Genomic DNA, 17,609 nt, shown 5'->3' with positions numbered 1-17,609 from the left:
TACGAATTACGTTAGCGTAACGCGAAGGAGTCCGCGTACTCCTGCAAAGAAGCAGGCTACGCGCAGTGTCTCGTAGAGAGCGTTATTACGAATTACGAATTACGAATTGGTATACTTCCTCTGCTTACTTAGTTGCAGCAACCACAAACCAAGTGCCTTGGCTGCCTGAGTTACCATTTTTAAACAGGTCATTAGTTACTTTTGCTTTCCATGCCCCATTAGGGACAAACTTCTCGAATGTCTTATCTGCTGCAAAACCAGCCTCAGTAACTAAGGGCACTAAATCCAGATCGCGCACAGCACTCCAGAAAGGTTCGTTGTTGTTAGCGGTTTCCCAATCAAAAATGAACTGTGTATAGGCATCCATGTGACGATACAGGGGTGCTTCCACATGGAGCATCATGCCACCGGGAGCCAGTAGACGATAAGATTCTTGCATAACTTTACGGACGGCTGGCGGGGGAATTTCATGGAGCAAAATGTGAGAAACTACTAAGTCAAATGATTCATCTGGGAAGTTAGTGTGTTCGGCATTTTGCTGAGAGAAGTGTACCCCTTTGCCTAAAAATTCGGCTCTTGCATGAGCATAACGCAGCATGGGTGCGCCTACATCTATGGCATGGACTTCTGCATCTGGAAAACCATCCACATAGGGTAATGTGCTATTGCCGATAGAACATCCCATATCGAGAATTTTTCTGGGTCGAAAGTCGGGATACTCTGGCAGGAGATAGTTTTGGACTATAGATAGCCCCATATCATCGTTGAGCGGCCCCAACCAACCTAGACCATAAACGTAAGCGCCGCGATCGTAAGTTGCGCCAGCAGCTACATCATCAGCAGTGAATTCACTGTGATATCCTCCGGGCATACAGTGAATGTCTACAGCCTTTTGATGAGTAGGTATTTGAAAGTTTGGGTCGAGGGTTAAAGTACCTAGTTCACCACCTTGATCCTTGGCACGCTGAATCAACTCTGGCAGTTGTCTGTCAACGCTGGTATTTACAGCATCCCATAACATTTCCTGGTTGATCCGCTTGAGGGAACCCGTCCAGCGGTAGTGGGGTTCGTGCTGCATTACTTCCCGAATTTCATAACCATTCTGGGGAGGACGCTGATGTTCTTGTTCAAACTTCGGCTTGGCTAGTTTTTCATAAAGTACTTTATTCCCAGGAGAGATATTCTTGAAAATGTGCATTTTCAGACTTTGCACAAAGTTTTGGCGTGCCAACTCGTCGTGAGTGGGTTGCGGTAGCATAGCGTGTTGGAATTGTTGATCCATTATTGCTTCTTCCCAAAAACTTTATGTATATTTATGCATCATTTAACAACTTGGCTACTGTTTGTACATCCTTATCGCCGCGTCCAGAGCAGTTAATTACAATTCGGGGACTGTCGGTTAGTTGGGGACATAGGGTTTCGAGGTAGGCGATCGCATGGGCTGTTTCCAATGCCGGGATAATCCCTTCCAATTTCGACAATCGCTGAAATGCCGCCAAAGCCTCTGCATCCGTCACACTATAGTATTCGGCGCGACCAGTATCCTTCAAATAGCTATGTTCTGGCCCCACACCGGGATAATCTAACCCCGCACTAATTGAGTGTGCCTCAATAATTTGCCCATCCTCATCTTGTAATAGATAGCTCATTGCTCCATGCAATACACCAATTCGTCCTTTTGTCAAGGTTGCTGCGTGTTTTTCGGTATTGACACCTTCCCCGGCGGCCTCAACCCCAATGAACCGGATAGAAGATTCATTAATAAACTCATAGAATAGTCCCATTGCATTGGAACCACCACCCACACAAGCCAAGAGAATATCAGGCAATACACCCCACTTTTCGATTGCTTGGGCACGAGTTTCTTGGCCGATTACTGCATGGAAATCACGTACCATCATCGGGTAAGGATGGGGCCCTGCTACCGAACCCAGGATGTAGTGAGTTGTTTCCACATTTGTCACCCAATCGCGGATTGCTTCAGAAGTGGCATCCTTCAAAGTTCCAGTTCCCGCTTCTACCGGACGCACTTCTGCCCCCATCAACCGCATTCTAAACACATTTAAAGATTGGCGTTCCATATCATGAACGCCCATGTAAATTACGCATTCCAGCCCAAAACGAGCGCAAACTGTGGCTGTGGCAACTCCATGTTGTCCAGCACCCGTTTCGGCAATAATCCGTTGCTTGCCCATGCGCTTTGCCAACAATACCTGACCAAGGGCATTATTAATTTTGTGAGCGCCAGTATGATTTAAATCTTCGCGCTTTAAGTAAATTTGTGGCCCTGTGCGATCGGGTCGGGCATAATGAGCAGTCAGGCGTTCAGCGAAATATAATGGTGTGGCACGTCCTACATAGTCCCGTAACAACTGCTGTAATTCTGCTTGAAAACCAGGCTCATTGCGGTATTGCTGATAAGCTGTTTCTAGTTCAGCAAGAGCAGGCATAAGCGTTTCTGGTACATACTTACCGCCAAAGCGTCCAAAGCGACCTAGCTGATCGGGAACCTGAGCAGTTGAACTTGGAGAGAGGGGAGTAGTAGTCACGGGCTGATTTTGATGATAGGAATGACTTAATTATTATAGAAAAGTCTGGGGCATATCTGGAATATACCTGGGGACTGGGGACTGGGGACTGGGAATTGGGGACTGGGGACTGGGGAAAAAGCAAGGGAGCAGGGAGCAAGGGAGAAGAGTTTTCCCCCCTGCACCCCGCTCTTCTGCCTCTTTTCAATGCCCAATGCCCAATGCCCAATGCCCGATTACTTTAAATCCCTTGCAATGGATTTGTGATGTTAGCCTAGAAATTGATATCCCAGCAGAATGGTTGCGTAGAAGTTTCCACTGCCTTTGAAATTTTTCTTAAACATTCATTTTATGTCTTCTTCCAATCCCAAATCTTCTGACAAAAGCTTTGTCTACCGCGAATTTGGCAACGATAACTCCGCCGCCACAGAAAGACCAATTTCAGAACTGCCCCCACAACAACAAAATCTCAAAGTACAAGCTTCCCGCAAAGGACGCAAAGGCAAAACCGTCACAGTGATTAGCGGTTTTCAAGCCAAACCGGAAACCTTGGCAGATTTGGTGAAGCAGTTGAAAAGCCAGTGTGGGACAGGTGGGACAATTAAAGACAACGAAATTGAAATTCAGGGCGAACACAAGCAGAAAATTGTCGAGATTTTGACCAAGCTAGGTTATAAAGCCAAAATTAGTGGTGGCTAATCTTGAGTGCGGTTTACCGCATCTCAACCGTGACGTAAATTGAGAGTGGCAATGTTATCTTTGAGAGGTACAAATATTCTTGAGCAGTGGTGAATCACTTCGCCGACAAGCTGTCTTTTGTGAGATTAACAGGAGGTTCAAATGGATTTAGTTCGTCTTCTGTGTGCCATTTTCTTACCGCCTTTGGGAGTTTTTCTGCAAGTAGGTTTTGGTATAGACTTTTGGATTAATATACTTTTGACGCTTTTTGGTTACATTCCTGGGATTATTCATGCAGTGTGGATAATTTTGAAAAAATAATTCTTGGTAGGTGGAGGTTGGGTGTACCAATCTCGGCGTTACTGATTCTGAATAATATTGGCGTAGAGGCAATTCATGAATTGCCTCTATAGAAAGGATTATGAATTCCATGTCTGCAAATTATTAAAGAAGAATTCATCAGCCAAAAGGAATTAGGACTTGCAATTAAAAAAATATCCAACTTGTAGCGTGCGTTACTTCGTTAATGCATCATGTTGAGCTAATCTTTGACGGTGCATTAGCCAGAAGCATAATGCATCCTTTATATTTATAACTCTAATTGGACAAAAACCTAAAATTATTTAGAATTTCGACGTAAAATTTACAATAATGTAATGTGGCGAAAAAAAACTATTTATTTCACTTAAAATAAAAGTTGCAAAGACATGATTGGTCACGTCTCCAATGTATATTTTTGTGTGGCGGTAAATACCGAATCAACTCTCATTTTTTAACATAGCATAGAGTCTAAACTCTAGAAGCAAGGGGCAGATGTGCAATTGCCATTGCTCAGTTGAGACATTCAAATCTTTGATCAACCCAGTGCCTATATCTAATACCCAGCCATGAACCATAGGCGCTTTTCGCTCATAGAGAACCTGACGCATGATGGAAGTTTGGTAAAGATTTTTTACTTGCGCTACAACATTGATTTCCGCCAAACGATTCAGACGTTCTTCTCTTGTTGGCAAGGCATCAATTTCTTCTTGTTTCTGTAAATATAGTTCTCGAATCGGATTTACCCAGTTATCAAGAATTCCGATGGTTCTCCCTTCTAAAGCCGCCTTAATTCCGCCGCAATCGTAGTGACCACAAACAATAATATGTTCCACCCCAAGATGTAAAATTGCGTATTCTAAAACCGCTAAAAAGTTTATATCCGTTAAAGAAACTTGATTGGCAATATTACGATGTACAAATAACTCTCCTGGTTCTGTACGGGTAAACCTTGTTAGTGCCAAACGACTATCAGAACACCCGATGTATAGAAAAGGTGGTGTTTGTCCGTTAGATAATTCTTGAAAGTAAGTTGGGTCTAGAGCCAGTTTCTCGGCAACCCAAGCCTGATTATTTCTGAGTAGTTCATCAATGCTGTTATATTTCATCTTTCGTCAAATTCGAGAGAGAATCTCATCAATATTTTAGCTGATCTAGAATTTTCTTTAAATCAATATGAACTTTTTTCGAGCTCAAATTTTTATAAAAATGACAATTATTTTCAACAACATTAATAGAATTATTGTATAAATTGTAAATAAGCAAGTTAAGATTTAGAGAATAAATAACTATGTATAACTTTAGGAAACTAGATAAATAAAGTAAAATTTATATCAACTAAAATCTCAGCATTGAGACTAAGATTTAAAATCCTCATCTAGCATCTCTAGATATTTTTGCAAAGCTGAGAAAGTTCTGTAACCAGAATCCTTTCAAATCACACCTGAAACTGTGCATTTGAGTCAAGCAAGTGCGGCGGAAGTTTTGAGTACTAGTCCCTTGAATACACAGAGAGACTTTCTGACAGTGGTAAGCTACCTTAACAAAGAAACCAAATGTGAGGTTGAGATATTAAGTTATCAGCTTCAATCGGGGGCAACAACTTTGCTACCGTTATGATGATTGATTGACCAACGGTGATCAACAGTCACAGAGGAAAACTCGCAAATTTCTTCTAGTCGTTTTTGTTGCACGGCAGCTTTTCGGAGAGTAATAATTAGCTGATTCACCTGATGCCGTAAATCTGGATTATCATTTACCGCTAACATAGTTTGTCTTTCTAAAAGTTGGAGTATAAGTTCGTAATGGATAGGTGAAGGTAGAGGAATTTGCTCCATGAAGTTAAATTTTGATTTCATCTATGGGATTTTGTATTAGTCAGATTTTCTCTCTTGTCAATAAATTGTTACATAAGAAATAACTAATTGCTTACGGCTTTGATATCAGTGGCGATGAAGATTTGGCAAAGATATTGATAATATCAGGCGGCAAACTGCTGCGTATCTACGCATAGTCTGCCCGATCGCCTAACAATTCTCTATACTTACCCTGCGCTAAGGGCCCTTAAAAGGTGTCTCTTTCAGAAATTCCTCGGCAAGATATGGGCGATCGCAGCGCCGGGATCTGGTTGTTTTACCAAAGATTCTCCAATGAGTACAGCAGATGCACCTGCTGTCAGTACCAAACTCAAATCATCTGGGTTGTGTAGTCCTGATTCGCTGACAACAAGGATGTTTTTCTCCTGCAATTGGCTACCCCTTGCAGCTAAAAGTTGGCAAGTAGTTTGCAGGTCAACAGAGAAATCTTCCAAATTGCGATTATTGATTCCTACTAAGGAGACGCCATCTAAGGCTAACACACGGTCAAGTTCTGCCAAACTATGCACCTCAATCAAGGCTGCCATTTTCAGTTTGTTAGCAATTTTGAGGAAGTATTTCAAATCTTGATCGCCCAGGATAGCTGCAATCAACAAAATAGCATCTGCACCCTGAATCCGCGCCAAGTATATCTGGTAAGCATAAATGACAAACTCTTTGCATAGTAGGGGCAAATCTACGGCAGCCCGAACCTTGGCTAAGTTGTCAAAACTACCTTGAAAGAACTTGGCATCCGTTAGTACAGAAAGACAACTCGCACCACCTTGTTGATAAGATTGGGCGAGCGCTACTGGGTCAAAATCTTCTCGCAAAACGCCTTTGCTAGGTGAAGCTTTTTTGACTTCCGCAATTAATGCTGGCTTAGTCTTACCTTGGCGCAAGGCGGCGATAAAATCACGGGTTGGGGGCGCAGTTAGTACCTGCTTGACCAATTCCTGCAAAGGAACTTTTTCCCGCATTTGGTCATATTCTACTTCTTTCTGCCAGACAATTTCCTCCAAGATGTTGTTTGGCTCTGCATCAGGCACGGCAGCCTGATAACGTAATATGGATACATTAATAGCTGGGTTAGGTGAACGGCGACGAATTTGCATAATCAGTGCTGATTTAGGAGTTAGGAGTAGAGACGCGATTAATGGCGTCTGTACAGGAGTTAGGAGTAGAGACGCGATTAATCGCGTCTGTATAGGAGTTAGGAGTAGAGACGCGATTAATGGCGTCTGTACAGGAGTTAGGAGTAGAGACGCGATTAATCGCGTCTGTACAGGAGTTAGGAGTTAGGGTATTATTAACTCCTCACTCCTAACTTTTCATTCCTAACTTTTAGATGGCGATCGCTCGTTTATAAGCTTCGTCCAAGACTTCGGAAAGTGTCGGGTGGGCGTGAACTAGATGTGCAAGGCTTTGGACAGATTGACGATTAGCGATCGCAGCTGACGCTTCGTGAATTAAGTCTGAGGCGTGCAGTCCGAAAATGTGGACGCCCAAGACTTCTCCTGTGTCTTTGCGATATATCACCTTGGCAATCCCATCGGCTTCATTTTCTGCTAACGCTTTGGAATTCCCTTTGAAGTAACTCCGACTTGCGGCGATTTCAAACCCTTCGGTTTGTCCCAACTCCTTTGCTGCGGTTTCTGTTAGTCCTACATAGCTGATTTCTGGATGGGTAAACGCTGCTGCGGGGATGCTGCGATAGTCTACTATTTTTTCCCTCCCAACTATGTTTTCTACCGCGATGATGCCTTGAGCAGAAGCCGCATGTGCCAACATCATCTTTCCATTAGCGTCGCCAATTGACCACAAATGCGGCACGACTTCACCGGCTGATAACACTGCCATGCGATCGTCAACTGGGATAAAATTCCGCCGATCAACTTCCACACCCACAGACTCTAAACCGAGATTTTGGGTCGCTGGGATGCGTCCGGTAGCCACCAAGCAAGCATCTACTTCGATGACATCTACATCTTCTTTGGTTTTGAAATCTGCTAACTCAATCACCACAGGTGAACCAGGGGTGACTTTTTTGGCGTATATCCCCACTTTCGTTTCAATATCGCGGGGAGTAATCAGCACCCGTTCGGCAAGTTTGGCAATATCGCGGTCAAATCCTGGCATTAGCTGATCTAGGGCTTCAATCATGGTGATTTCACAACCCAAAGCTGAGTAAATATCAGAAAATTCCAAGCCGATGTAACCACTGCCAATAATTGCCACCCAGTCTGGTAACGACTCTAACTTGACGCCTTGGTCGCTGGTAAAGACAGTTTTGCCGTCAACTTCAATCCCTGGAGGCACAAAAGGAATTGAACCTGGCGAAAGGATGATGTCTTTGGCTGTGATGGTTTTTTCACCACTATCTCCGGTGACAGAGACTTTTTGCGCCCCAGCGATTTTTCCCCAACCCCTGATGATATCGACTCCTAGACGTTTGAGGCTGTTGGTTAAGTCGCCTTGAATTTTCGAGACGAGATTACCAGCATGATTAGCGATCGCTTGGCGATCAAATTCCACGCTACCAACTTGAATTCCTAATGACTTGAGGTGGTGGGCATTGCGTAACTCGCGCACACGTCCAGATGCAGCCAGCAGCGCCTTAGAAGGAATACAGCCCCGATTAACACAGGTTCCTCCCATATCAGCAGCTTCAATAATCGCTGTTTTCAGACCACAACTTACGGCGTGTAAGGCTGCGCCATGTCCGCCTACACCAGCGCCTATAATTACTAAATCGTAATCAAATCCTTCACTCACGTTAGTTTCCTTGTGTGCTTCGCCTATTTATTCTCAACTTGACCGACAATCAGCGCAACCCCTTTAACAGTTATCAGTTCTCAGTTTTGTTGCTGGGTTTAAGCCCCCAGCACACAGTTATCCGTGATCAGTGAACACTGGGAACTGATTTAAATCCAATACCATCCGCCTAATAACTATTTACTGATTTAACGTTCGGGTGTTGCTAACTCAGATTATGATTCACTCACTTATGGTGAAAAGATGGATGTTTTCAGTAATTATAGTCAAATCTAGATACTTATTTTTTTGTACTACAAGGGGAGTGGGGACTAGGGGGATAAGGAAGACAAGGGGGACAAGGAAAAATTATTGAAGAAGTCTTTCGTTTGTCTTTTCCCAATCCCCAATCCCCAATCCCCAGACCTTTCTCTTTACAGTGCGTTAGCCTAACACCTAAGCTGGATTTAGGATTTATCCAAAGGATTTACGCAGGCGATCGCTCGATGTCTATTCCCCAAATTAGTGAATTTACTATCCGCCGTCATGCCAACGCCAAATCTTTCCAGCGAGGCGAGGCATATTATGAGGCTGGTGCTGTCAATGCTGTTACCCAACGTGGTCATCTGCTTCAGGCAGATGTTGTAGGCACTCAAGCTAGACCTTATCATGTCAATCTGAGTTTCGATAGCAGTGGGTTAACCTCAGTCAACTGCACTTGTGCTTACGACTTTGAAGGGTGGTGCAAACACATTGTCGCGACGATGCTCGTCTGTGCGCGTAACTCAGAAAATATTGAGCAGCGCCCCACCCTAGAACAACTACTCGATCGCCTGGATCATATCCAAACCCAAGGGCTGCTGCAAGAGTTGGTAACAGAATACCCACCACTGATTGAGGCGATTGACCGCCATGTTACCTGGATGACTAATCCTGCTGTCCAGGAAAAGACCACAAAACCCTTGCGCCACACTACTATTGATCCGGTTCCCTTTCGGGGGCAAGTCCGGCAGATTCTCCGGGATACCGTGCGCTACTTTGAGGAGGGGTACGAAGAAGACCCGATTGCCGAAGATTTGCTGAGTGTAGTGCAAACTGCGGTAGATTTTAGCGAACGGGGAGAGGGTGAAAATGCGATCGCTATTTTGGAAGCGATTACCTCTACCTGTGTCGAAAATTGGGATGATGTTGCAGAATACGGCGCTGAAAACGATGAAATTGTCGGGGAATTAAATAATGCCTGGTGTGAAGCAATTCTCAGTGTGGAGCTGAGCCCAGAAGAAAAAGTTGATATTCAAATAAATTTAGAAACCTGGCAAGATGAGTGGAATGCTGATTTTGGCATGATTATGGAGGCTTTACGCCAAGGTTGGAATTATCCGCCGCTGCTACAAGTTCTTCAAGGTAATATTACCGAAAGGGGAGCTTGGGAAGAAGATGTACCAGACTACGCGGATAATTTGGCACTAATTCGGCTGAAAATTCTCGAACGTCAGGAACGTTATCAAGAATACTTGTATTTAGCAGAAGCGGAAGGGCAAACCCAGCAGTATCTCACAATGCTAGGGCGTTTGGGCAGGGTGGAAGAAGCAATTGATGCTGCTCAAACCCAGATGAACTCAATGGAAGAGGCTTTTGCCCTAGCGAAAACACTAAGCGTTCAGGGGGCATTACAGCAAGCGCTAGATATAGCCCAGAGTGGATTAAATTTACCGGGTAATTGTCAGTATGAATTGGGAATTTGGACAAGTGATTTGGCTCTTGAGTGGGGTAATAGTGAAGCTGCTTTATTAGCAATCAAGGCTGCTTTTCAAGTGAAGCCCTGCTTTGTTGACTACCAAAAGATGGAAGAATTGGCTGGGGAAAACTGGAAAAGTGTCAAAACAGACCTGCTGAGAATTATCCGTACTTATAGTAGTTGGGGAACAGAATCAGCCAAGGTGGATATATTTTTATATGAAGGACTAATTGATGATGCAATTGCGATCGTCAGTGAACTCAGTTCTTATTATTCAGAGTTGATTTACCGAGTCATGGATGCTGCTATCTCTCACAATCCTGGTTGGGTGATTGCTAATGCTCGTCGCCGTGCCGAAAAGATTATGGATGCAGGTAAAGCCGAATACTACTACTACGCGGTTGAATGGTTGAAAAAGGCACGTAATGCCTACTTGGAATCTGGGAAGAAAGCCGACTGGTTAAGCTACCGGGAAAACTTGATCCAAACCCACCTTCGGAAACGTAAATTGATGGGAATGTTTAAGCAAAAAGGTATGGATTAAGCTTAGTAAACTCAACGAGGTTGTCAACAACCGCGTTGGTCTTCAAAACCGTGCTTGTGACTTTCACCACACACGGCTCCTCAATGAATCGGCGCTTATCATGCGGACTTCACAACTGAACCATCTAGAGTTGTTTTTTCATCGTGGCAGTGATTGTGTAATATCTGGAGATTTTTGTACTCGTCTTTGCCTCCCAAGCTTTTTGGGGTTATGTGGTCAATCCCCAGTACATCTTCCTCCAGGGTAAGCGCATCTCAAATAGAATTGACAAAACATACATTTAATGTATCAACGATAGAATAGGAATTTATGGTTCGGTTGATTTCCACAGACTAATAGCGATGTCTACGACGGGCTACGCCTACGCCTAATTTATTATCAATAAGCGTGGCTTAATGCGATTATTTTGGTCTTTCTTGAGATTAGGGCTTTCTTGTTGACAAGATGCGCTTACCCTGGTATTAGCCAAAAGTCACGACGCGCTGCGATGAATGATCAGTACATGGTTTCTGTTCTGGCAGCATCTCTGGCAAACTCTTCTTCTCTGCTATAATCCCCCTGTCAATAGGGTTTGAGACGCGCTAACGCTGCGGGAAAGTGGGGATTGCGTAGGGAGCGATCGCGCTTCCAGGGGACGGTTATGCCATCGCGGTTAGGCTCTCCCTTGGTATCGCCCAACTCTGCTAGCGCGTTCTGATAAGTTATACTTTAAAATTTTCAATAAGCATAACTCCGATAACCATTATGACTGACCGCATTGACCAAATCATAGAGAAGCTTCAGTAACTAAAGGAAATTAGACAGCAGCTAGTCAATAGCCAATGTCACCACCTGAGGTCTGAATTCATCAGTATGAGGTACGTAAGCGGTATAATAAAGGTGGAAATATTTACACATACTGCTATGCAAAATGGCAATCAAACGAACCAATTTTTAAAAGGAATCCGAAAGCTAGGCTAAAAGTCCAATAGCTGTAAAACTCTAGACTCTGGATATTTGACTCTAGATTAATGACTACATGACCAAAAATGTGTAAGGATTACATAATACAGAGCATCGCCTAAACTTGGATATTTGAGTGTGCCGAAAGCAGGCATTATCTACAATGACGTTAAACCGATAGCGGGCCGTGTCGCTATCGAGTTGAAAGACAAGCTAACCGCAGCCGGTTGGAATGTATGTATGACATCGAGTATCGGTGGAATACTGGGCTACTCTACCCCTGAGAGTTCTGTATGCCACACGCCCATTGACGGTTTGACACCCCCTGGTTTTGACTCAGATATGAAGTTTGCAGTGGTGTTAGGGGGAGACGGCACTGTTTTAGCAGCGTCTCGTCAAGTAGCGCCCTGTGGTATTCCACTGCTAACAGTGAATACCGGCCACATGGGATTTTTGACAGAAACTTTCCTGAATCAATTGCCCCAAGCACTAGAACAGGCGATGGCGGGTGAGTATGAAATTGAAGAACGAGCTATGCTCACCGTCAAAGTGTTTCGGGGAGATGCAGTACTATGGGAAGCCCTATGCTTGAATGAAATGGTGCTGCATCGGGAACCTTTGACCTCTATGTGCCATTTCGAAATTGCCATAGGACGTCATGCGCCAGTAGATATTGCGGCGGATGGTGTGATTGTTTCTACGCCTACTGGTTCTACAGCTTACTCATTAAGTGCTGGTGGGCCAGTGGTGACTCCTGGCGTACCTGTTTTACAGCTAGTACCCATTTGTCCCCATTCCCTAGCTTCTAGAGCATTGGTATTTCCAGATACTGAATCGGTCAACATCTACCCAGTAAACATTCCTCGGCTGGTGATGGTGGTAGATGGCAATGGTGGGTGCTATATCCTACCAGAAGATAGAGTATATATGGAGCGATCGCAATATAGTGTCCGATTTATTCGCCTGCAACCGCCAGAGTTTTTCCGAATTTTGCGAGAAAAATTAGGTTGGGGTTTGCCACATATCGCTAAACCAACTTCGGTAGAATTGCCGTAGTTAGGAGTTAGGAGTTAAGAGTTAGGAGTTAGGACTTATTTCTCCCTCATTTCCCCCATTTGGTGATTTCCTTCCAGAACTACTGGTACGGGGATGGTATTTGGAGTTAGTTATTAAGATTGCATCGGAGAATTCGATGGCTGACACCTGAACGTGCTAAAAGATCCTTAGCAGCGTGTCAAATCAGGATTGCTCCATCACTATCAACTCATAATTGCACTTTTAACTGATGTAAAGATTTTCTCTGGAATATCTTTACAATCCCAAATCCAATATCCCAAATTGTTATGACAGTTGCTCAAAGTCCCTGTGTTTTGGTGATTGAAACCGATGAGAGCCTAGCAAATCAACTTTCTTGCGATTTGCAAGAAGCCGGCTATGAATCAATTTTGGCCCATGATGCGACGAGTGGTTTACAACACTGTCGCGATCGCCAACCTGCTTTAATTGTTTTAGACCGGATGCTAGCAGGAGAATCAGGACTCTCATTGTGCAAAAATCTGAGAAGCAGTGGTATGCGATCGCCTGTGTTGATTTTAATGGCAAGGGATACAGTCGATGATCGTGTAGCTTGTCTAGAAGCTGGAGCGGATGATTACATCCTCAAGCCTTACCGCTCAGAAGACTTTTTGAAATTGATTCGCCTCTACTTAAAACCCGATGTGGATAGCACGGAGCAGTTACGCTTTGGGGATTTAATTTTAGACATAGCAACTCGCCGTGCCATACATAACGGACGGGCAATTGACTTGACAATGAAGGAATTTGAACTATTAAAATTCTTAATGGAACATCCCCGTGAGGTGTTAACCCGCGAACAAATTCTGGAAAATGTTTGGGGTTACGACTTTCTGGGTGAGTCAAATGTAATTGAAGTGTACATCCGTTACTTGCGGTTAAAAATCGAAGATGAAGGTCAAAAGCGCCTCATTCAAACAGTGCGAGGCGTAGGTTACGTTTTAAGAGAATCATAGTACACTGTGGCGGAAGTTTGCCTACCTCGTTGCCTCGTTCCCAGTCTCAGACCATTGGTGACAAATTAAGACCAAATTAGTTTTGTCAATAGTAATTACGCTCTAAATCAACCAATTATTGGAGTATAAAATTTAGCTTAATACTGAATGACTGGGGTAAGAATGAATCATGCTTTTAAATATGATGCGTAGGCGTAGCCCGCCTTCTCTACGATCCGCTCCGCGAACGGCATCGCTAGCTTAAAAATTGTGTTTATAACCCCGATTTTGGACAATATTTTAAGCAATAGTGCTTATTGACAAATAGTTTATAGCGTTTCCTAATGACATGAAGTACATCATAGCCCCCTATGGAAGAGCGGGGAGGGGGTTGGGGGCAGTGGGGTTCTTGTACCTCACTCAAGTGAGAACCGCTATAACCTTAAGTTGTCACCAATAGTCTCAGACTGGGAATGCACATTTGAAGGCTCTGCCTCCCACCCCAGCGATTTCTGCCTACAACACTGTAAAATTGAAATCTAAATTACAAAATTGAAAAACTATATGAGTCGTCGGCTAAGTTTGCTCTCGATGTTGCTGAGTATTTTTCTGATGGGCTGTTCTATGCCAACAACAGCTAAACCTCCCACCCTCACCTCTGGTTCTCAAACTCCAGCACCAGAGAGTTTAGGTCAAACACTACCAATTTCTGCTAAAGCCATTGTTCCTAATGGCACAACGATTCAATTAGAGGTAGCAAAGACGCCACAACAGCAACAGATGGGGTTGATGTATCGACCAGCTTTGCCAGATAACCGAGGGATGCTGTTTGGGTTCCCTTCACCACAACCAGTCAGTTTCTGGATGAAGAATGTACCTGTGGCGTTGGACATGGTATTTCTACATAAAGGTGTAGTTAAATATATTCAGGCTGCTGCACCTCCCTGTGCAAGTGAGCCTTGTCCTACCTATGGCCCCAATACACCAATCGATAAAGTGATTGAACTTCGCTCTGGAAGAGCTGCCGAATTGAAGTTGAAAGTGGGCGATATTGTCAAAATTCAGTTTTGAGACTTCGGTGCTTTGCAGGAATAAAGATTTGGGTGGTTGCTCTGTTCAGAGCCAATACTATCGAAATCTATGTTTTTTTTGTAAAAAATGTCACTTTATGTGGTAAAACAGTCATCTGTAACGCTACTATTTAAAAACTGTGGTAATAATGTAAAATTCTACTGTCTCCAACCTAAAATCGCGGTCTTAAGGTTTGGTTGCAAAAATATTCCCTTGGGCGCAAGTGTAAATAGTTGCCAATAAGAGAGTATAGGCTATGGAATCTTTGTTACTACATGTGTAATTAAATAAAGTAGACAAGTAAACAAGATGGAGCCAATTTAACTAAGCAAAAATACTGCTTGAGAATCGAGCAGATGATTTGTACAAAAATTTCTATTTCTCAGGCCCTTGATGAGAAGCCTCTCTTGAGGGCAGATCAAAAAAACTGTGCTGGGGTGTATAGCCGATAACGGCACAGTGACAGATGAAATACTGGCTACCGAGCAATGGTGAACTGATATATGACAATACATTCTGCACAAGGAGGTGAGATACAAATGTCACCATCAAAATATTCTCGACTGATTCATTTTTTGCAAGAAGATTTGGCAATTTCCACAGCATCACTGGCGGTGGCGCTTCGCCATCGAGAGCAAGATCCAGGCCCTTTAGCAATGATTCTTTGGCAGTATGGGTTGATTACTCTAGACCAGTTAGAACAAATTTATGATTGGCTGGAGACGGCATAGATAAGCAATTCAAAATTCAAAATTCAAAATATTCGCCTCTGGTCTTGTAGAGATGAAACCCAATCCTGCTAGCCTCTTAGTTATTGATAGGATGCAGATTAATAAAGATAGCTTATGAGTAGTTGATTCAGGAGAATCTAGGCGTGTCACACCCACTCTACCTTGTGCAAAGGTTGATATATAAAAAATTTGTCTCTGGCGATTTCTACTCATGTACACATAAATCAAGAGAGCGAGTTGATAATTTAACTCGCTCTTTTGATTTAGTGCTGAGTAATGAGGGCTGAATAATGAATAAAAATTATACTCATGACTCGATACTCAGGACTGAGTAAATACTCTAACTGCTGCCGCTATACCAGATCCAGGGGTGAAGTCTTCGTAGCCAAGTTCTGTTAGGGTAACTTCTAAGGATGCTATACAGCTGAGGATATCGCGATCGCTCACAAAGCCCAAGTGACCAATGCGGAAAATTTTATTACTCAAATGGTCTTGACCACCTGCAAGGGCAATATCAAAGCGTTTTTTCATCAATGACCGAATCTTATCCGGTTCAATTCCCTGTGGTGCTACAGCCGTAATCGCCGGACTAGCGGAACTATCTGCTGCGAACAAGGGTAAATTTAACCCTTGAATGCCGGCGCGGGTAGCATTCTTAAGCCGTTCGTGTCGAGCAAATATTGATTCCAATCCTTCCTCTTTCATGATTCGCAACGTCGTGTGCAGCGCTACGATCAAGTTCACAGGCGGAGTAAATGGAGTTGTATTTTTGGCTGTGGCTTTGCGATATTTGCCTAAGTCCAAATAATATTTTGGTAGCTTCGCAGTTTTGTAAGCTTCCCAAGCCTTGGGGCTGACAGAGACAAAACCCAATCCCGGCGGAATCATATAACCTTTTTGGGAACCGGAGGCGACGATATCCAAACCCCAAGCATCCACAGGGAGATTGAACGCACCCAAGCTGGTGACGGCATCAACGATAATTAAAGCTTCACCGTGTTCTTTGACATGGCGGTTGATGCTTTCTAGGTCATTCAACACACCCGTCGAGGTTTCGCTGTGGGTAATGATTACCGCTTTGATTTGTTTTTGGGTATCTGCTTGGAGTTTTTCGGCAAATACTGCGGGGTCTAAGGGTTTTCCCCATTCCACCTTAACTTCTTCTACATTCAAACCGTAGGCTTGACCAACTTCTACCCAGCGTTCGCCAAATTTACCATTAGAGCCAACTAAAATGCGATCGCCTGGAGAGAGAAAATTAATTATTCCGGCTTCTACAGCACCCGTACCGCTGACATTCAGTGTCAGCACATCACTTTGAGTTTGGTGCAGCCACTTAAGGTTTTCCGTTACCTCTGCCAATATGTTGCTAAATTCACTGGTGCGGTGTCCAATCGGATGCTTGGCTAATGCCAGTAAGGCCGCTTCTGGCACCGGGGTTGGGCCAGGAATCATCAGCATCAGCTTATCGTTCATGTGTCTATCCTAAAAGTCAAATAAAAGTCAAAATTGTGGGAAGTTGGTTTAGTCTGGTAGCAAATTCTAGATATTTATCTAAAAATTACACTCAGATTCTCACCAGTCTTGTTGTATATTTTCCAAATCCATAGGAAAAGTAGAGTGGGAGTTAATGAACGGTCAGCCTGACCTTTGCAATTTATACAAGACTCCAACTCAAATAAAACCTCTATTCCAGGCGATCTTACCATACACTTAGACGCGAGGTTAAGGCGTCTGCTCGTAGGGGAGTAGCTATTTTCGCCAAGGGTGAAGCGTTTATCTAGACTCTCATAATTTTAAGTACAGGTATGATGAATTCTTAAATCTTATCTAAAATCTGCCTCTGTTGTTTTTATAGAAACACGCGAAATCGTTTTGAATCTCGCAGGAATCGTCGGTGAAAAAGTCGTGTTTTGCTTCAACGAAGGAAGTAACCGCCTACACTATGCGGAAGAGTTGGATGTCGCCGTTTGCTAAGAGATAGAAGATACATAACCCCAACTTTTCAATGTGCTTGGATGGAAGATTTGTTCTTGGGTTGCCATTCTCTAAAGAATACCTCCATCCATTGAAGAGGTGATGATTTATTTCCGTCAAAATCGCTTCTATGCCAATATCCAAGCCTACTCAATGGCGATTTTCTACTGATGGTTTACAGTTCATTTGCCGCCGAAGTTGAGATATTTATGCTACTAATTGCTGCACATTTTGAGGTTGCACTCAGACGTAGGTGATGCCTACTGCGGGCTACGCCTACGCTAATAAACTATAAGTTTTTATACTATACTTACAAAATTGCTACAGTTGTGCTTAGTCTTGTTAGTTACCATTCATGGTGAGTCGTTTTTAACTAGTGTCAGTTCATAAACTGTCACTCACCAGATCCCCGGTTTTGTTTTAAAAGAGATATTCTTAGTTAGTGCAAGGAGTGATGCCATTT

At 43.5% G+C, this 17,609-nt stretch carries 15 protein-coding genes; 7 read left to right on the top strand and 8 right to left on the bottom strand.

Translation table 11 applies throughout. The annotated features are described in order from the left end of the window. Positions 1-124 precede the first annotated feature (124 nt). The gene (locus V7K30_RS20840; protein ID WP_335002471.1) at positions 125-1,282 is read right to left on the bottom strand and encodes a class I SAM-dependent methyltransferase; all 1,158 of its coding nucleotides are present in this window, start codon (positions 1,280-1,282) and stop codon (positions 125-127) included. Positions 1,283-1,313: 31 nt separating this feature from the next. Next, complete coding sequence (gene trpB / locus V7K30_RS20835) at positions 1,314-2,549, bottom strand: tryptophan synthase subunit beta (RefSeq protein ID WP_335002469.1); 1,236 nt, start codon at positions 2,547-2,549, stop codon at positions 1,314-1,316. A gap of 330 nt (positions 2,550-2,879) precedes the next feature. On the opposite strand from trpB, the gene V7K30_RS20830 reads away from it, so the two are divergent. After that, entirely contained in the window at positions 2,880-3,227 is a 348-nt protein-coding gene (locus V7K30_RS20830) for a translation initiation factor (protein ID WP_335002467.1), read from the top strand. Positions 3,228-3,368: 141 nt separating this feature from the next. Continuing rightward, positions 3,369-3,527, top strand: coding sequence for a YqaE/Pmp3 family membrane protein (locus tag V7K30_RS20825; protein ID WP_335002465.1), 159 nt, complete (start codon positions 3,369-3,371; stop codon positions 3,525-3,527). 437 nt (positions 3,528-3,964) lie between these two features. Here the strand turns inward: V7K30_RS20825 and V7K30_RS20820 are convergent, their stop codons facing one another. From V7K30_RS20820 to lpdA, 4 genes are all read right to left on the bottom strand, one after another. After that, a complete protein-coding gene (locus tag V7K30_RS20820; RefSeq protein ID WP_335002463.1) occupies positions 3,965-4,633 on the bottom strand; it encodes a carbonic anhydrase in 669 nt (222 codons plus the stop codon). Between the two features lie 477 nt (positions 4,634-5,110). Further along, on the bottom strand, positions 5,111-5,362 hold the full coding sequence (locus V7K30_RS20815; RefSeq protein WP_163929097.1) for a DUF5340 domain-containing protein: 252 nt from the start codon (positions 5,360-5,362) through the stop codon (positions 5,111-5,113). A gap of 242 nt (positions 5,363-5,604) precedes the next feature. Then, positions 5,605-6,495, bottom strand: a complete 891-nt coding sequence (gene trpC / locus V7K30_RS20810; RefSeq protein ID WP_335002461.1) for an indole-3-glycerol phosphate synthase TrpC — start codon at positions 6,493-6,495, stop codon at positions 5,605-5,607. 229 nt (positions 6,496-6,724) lie between these two features. After that, on the bottom strand, positions 6,725-8,155 hold the full coding sequence (lpdA, locus tag V7K30_RS20805) for a dihydrolipoyl dehydrogenase (RefSeq protein ID WP_335002459.1): 1,431 nt from the start codon (positions 8,153-8,155) through the stop codon (positions 6,725-6,727). A gap of 485 nt (positions 8,156-8,640) precedes the next feature. Here lpdA and V7K30_RS20800 point away from each other — a divergent pair, with 485 nt between their 5' ends. After that, positions 8,641-10,416 (top strand): SWIM zinc finger family protein, encoded by a 1,776-nt coding sequence (locus V7K30_RS20800; RefSeq protein WP_335002516.1) that lies wholly within the window; start codon positions 8,641-8,643, stop codon positions 10,414-10,416. Positions 10,417-10,514: 98 nt separating this feature from the next. On the opposite strand, the gene V7K30_RS20795 is transcribed toward V7K30_RS20800, so the two are convergent. After that, the gene (locus V7K30_RS20795; protein ID WP_335002514.1) at positions 10,515-10,643 is read right to left on the bottom strand and encodes an HNH endonuclease; all 129 of its coding nucleotides are present in this window, start codon (positions 10,641-10,643) and stop codon (positions 10,515-10,517) included. Positions 10,644-11,496: 853 nt separating this feature from the next. Here V7K30_RS20795 and V7K30_RS20790 point away from each other — a divergent pair. The 4 genes from V7K30_RS20790 (at position 11,497) to V7K30_RS20775 (ending at position 15,169) form a co-directional block, all read left to right on the top strand. Next, the gene (locus V7K30_RS20790) at positions 11,497-12,414 is read left to right on the top strand and encodes an NAD(+) kinase (protein WP_335002457.1); all 918 of its coding nucleotides are present in this window, start codon (positions 11,497-11,499) and stop codon (positions 12,412-12,414) included. A gap of 287 nt (positions 12,415-12,701) precedes the next feature. Beyond that, positions 12,702-13,388 carry a response regulator transcription factor NblR gene (gene nblR / locus V7K30_RS20785; RefSeq protein WP_335002455.1) on the top strand — a complete coding sequence of 229 codons (687 nt, stop codon included), beginning with the start codon at positions 12,702-12,704 and terminating at the stop codon, positions 13,386-13,388. A 543-nt stretch (positions 13,389-13,931) separates the two neighbouring features. Continuing rightward, the gene (locus V7K30_RS20780) at positions 13,932-14,438 is read left to right on the top strand and encodes a DUF192 domain-containing protein (protein WP_335002454.1); all 507 of its coding nucleotides are present in this window, start codon (positions 13,932-13,934) and stop codon (positions 14,436-14,438) included. Positions 14,439-14,941: 503 nt separating this feature from the next. Continuing rightward, positions 14,942-15,169, top strand: a complete 228-nt coding sequence (locus V7K30_RS20775) for a DUF2949 domain-containing protein (RefSeq protein WP_179065710.1) — start codon at positions 14,942-14,944, stop codon at positions 15,167-15,169. A gap of 321 nt (positions 15,170-15,490) precedes the next feature. Here V7K30_RS20775 and V7K30_RS20770 read toward each other — a convergent pair whose 3' ends face one another. Beyond that, a complete protein-coding gene (locus V7K30_RS20770; RefSeq protein WP_335002452.1) occupies positions 15,491-16,645 on the bottom strand; it encodes a pyridoxal-phosphate-dependent aminotransferase family protein in 1,155 nt (384 codons plus the stop codon). Positions 16,646-17,609: the final 964 nt, after the last annotated feature.

The sequence above is a fragment of the Nostoc sp. genome, from assembly GCF_036917655.1.
Classification (GTDB): Bacteria; Cyanobacteriota; Cyanobacteriia; order Cyanobacteriales; family Nostocaceae; genus Nostoc.
Note: the sequence above shows the minus strand (reverse complement) of the source record. Positions and strands in the feature narration are given on the sequence as shown.

Excerpts from the sequence above, each read along its gene's own strand:
- V7K30_RS20840 (WP_335002471.1), bottom strand. The coding sequence starts at position 1,282 with ATGGATCAACAATTCCAACACGCTATGCTACCGCAACCCACTCACGAC.
- V7K30_RS20830 (WP_335002467.1), top strand. The coding sequence starts at position 2,880 with ATGTCTTCTTCCAATCCCAAATCTTCTGACAAAAGCTTTGTCTACCGC.
- V7K30_RS20825 (WP_335002465.1), top strand. The coding sequence starts at position 3,369 with ATGGATTTAGTTCGTCTTCTGTGTGCCATTTTCTTACCGCCTTTGGGA.
- V7K30_RS20820 (WP_335002463.1), bottom strand. The coding sequence starts at position 4,633 with ATGAAATATAACAGCATTGATGAACTACTCAGAAATAATCAGGCTTGG.
- V7K30_RS20815 (WP_163929097.1), bottom strand. The coding sequence starts at position 5,362 with ATGGAGCAAATTCCTCTACCTTCACCTATCCATTACGAACTTATACTC.
- trpC (WP_335002461.1), bottom strand. The coding sequence starts at position 6,495 with ATGCAAATTCGTCGCCGTTCACCTAACCCAGCTATTAATGTATCCATA.
- V7K30_RS20800 (WP_335002516.1), top strand. The coding sequence starts at position 8,641 with ATGTCTATTCCCCAAATTAGTGAATTTACTATCCGCCGTCATGCCAAC.
- nblR (WP_335002455.1), top strand. The coding sequence starts at position 12,702 with ATGACAGTTGCTCAAAGTCCCTGTGTTTTGGTGATTGAAACCGATGAG.
- V7K30_RS20780 (WP_335002454.1), top strand. The coding sequence starts at position 13,932 with ATGAGTCGTCGGCTAAGTTTGCTCTCGATGTTGCTGAGTATTTTTCTG.
- V7K30_RS20775 (WP_179065710.1), top strand. The coding sequence starts at position 14,942 with ATGACAATACATTCTGCACAAGGAGGTGAGATACAAATGTCACCATCA.
- V7K30_RS20770 (WP_335002452.1), bottom strand. The coding sequence starts at position 16,645 with ATGAACGATAAGCTGATGCTGATGATTCCTGGCCCAACCCCGGTGCCA.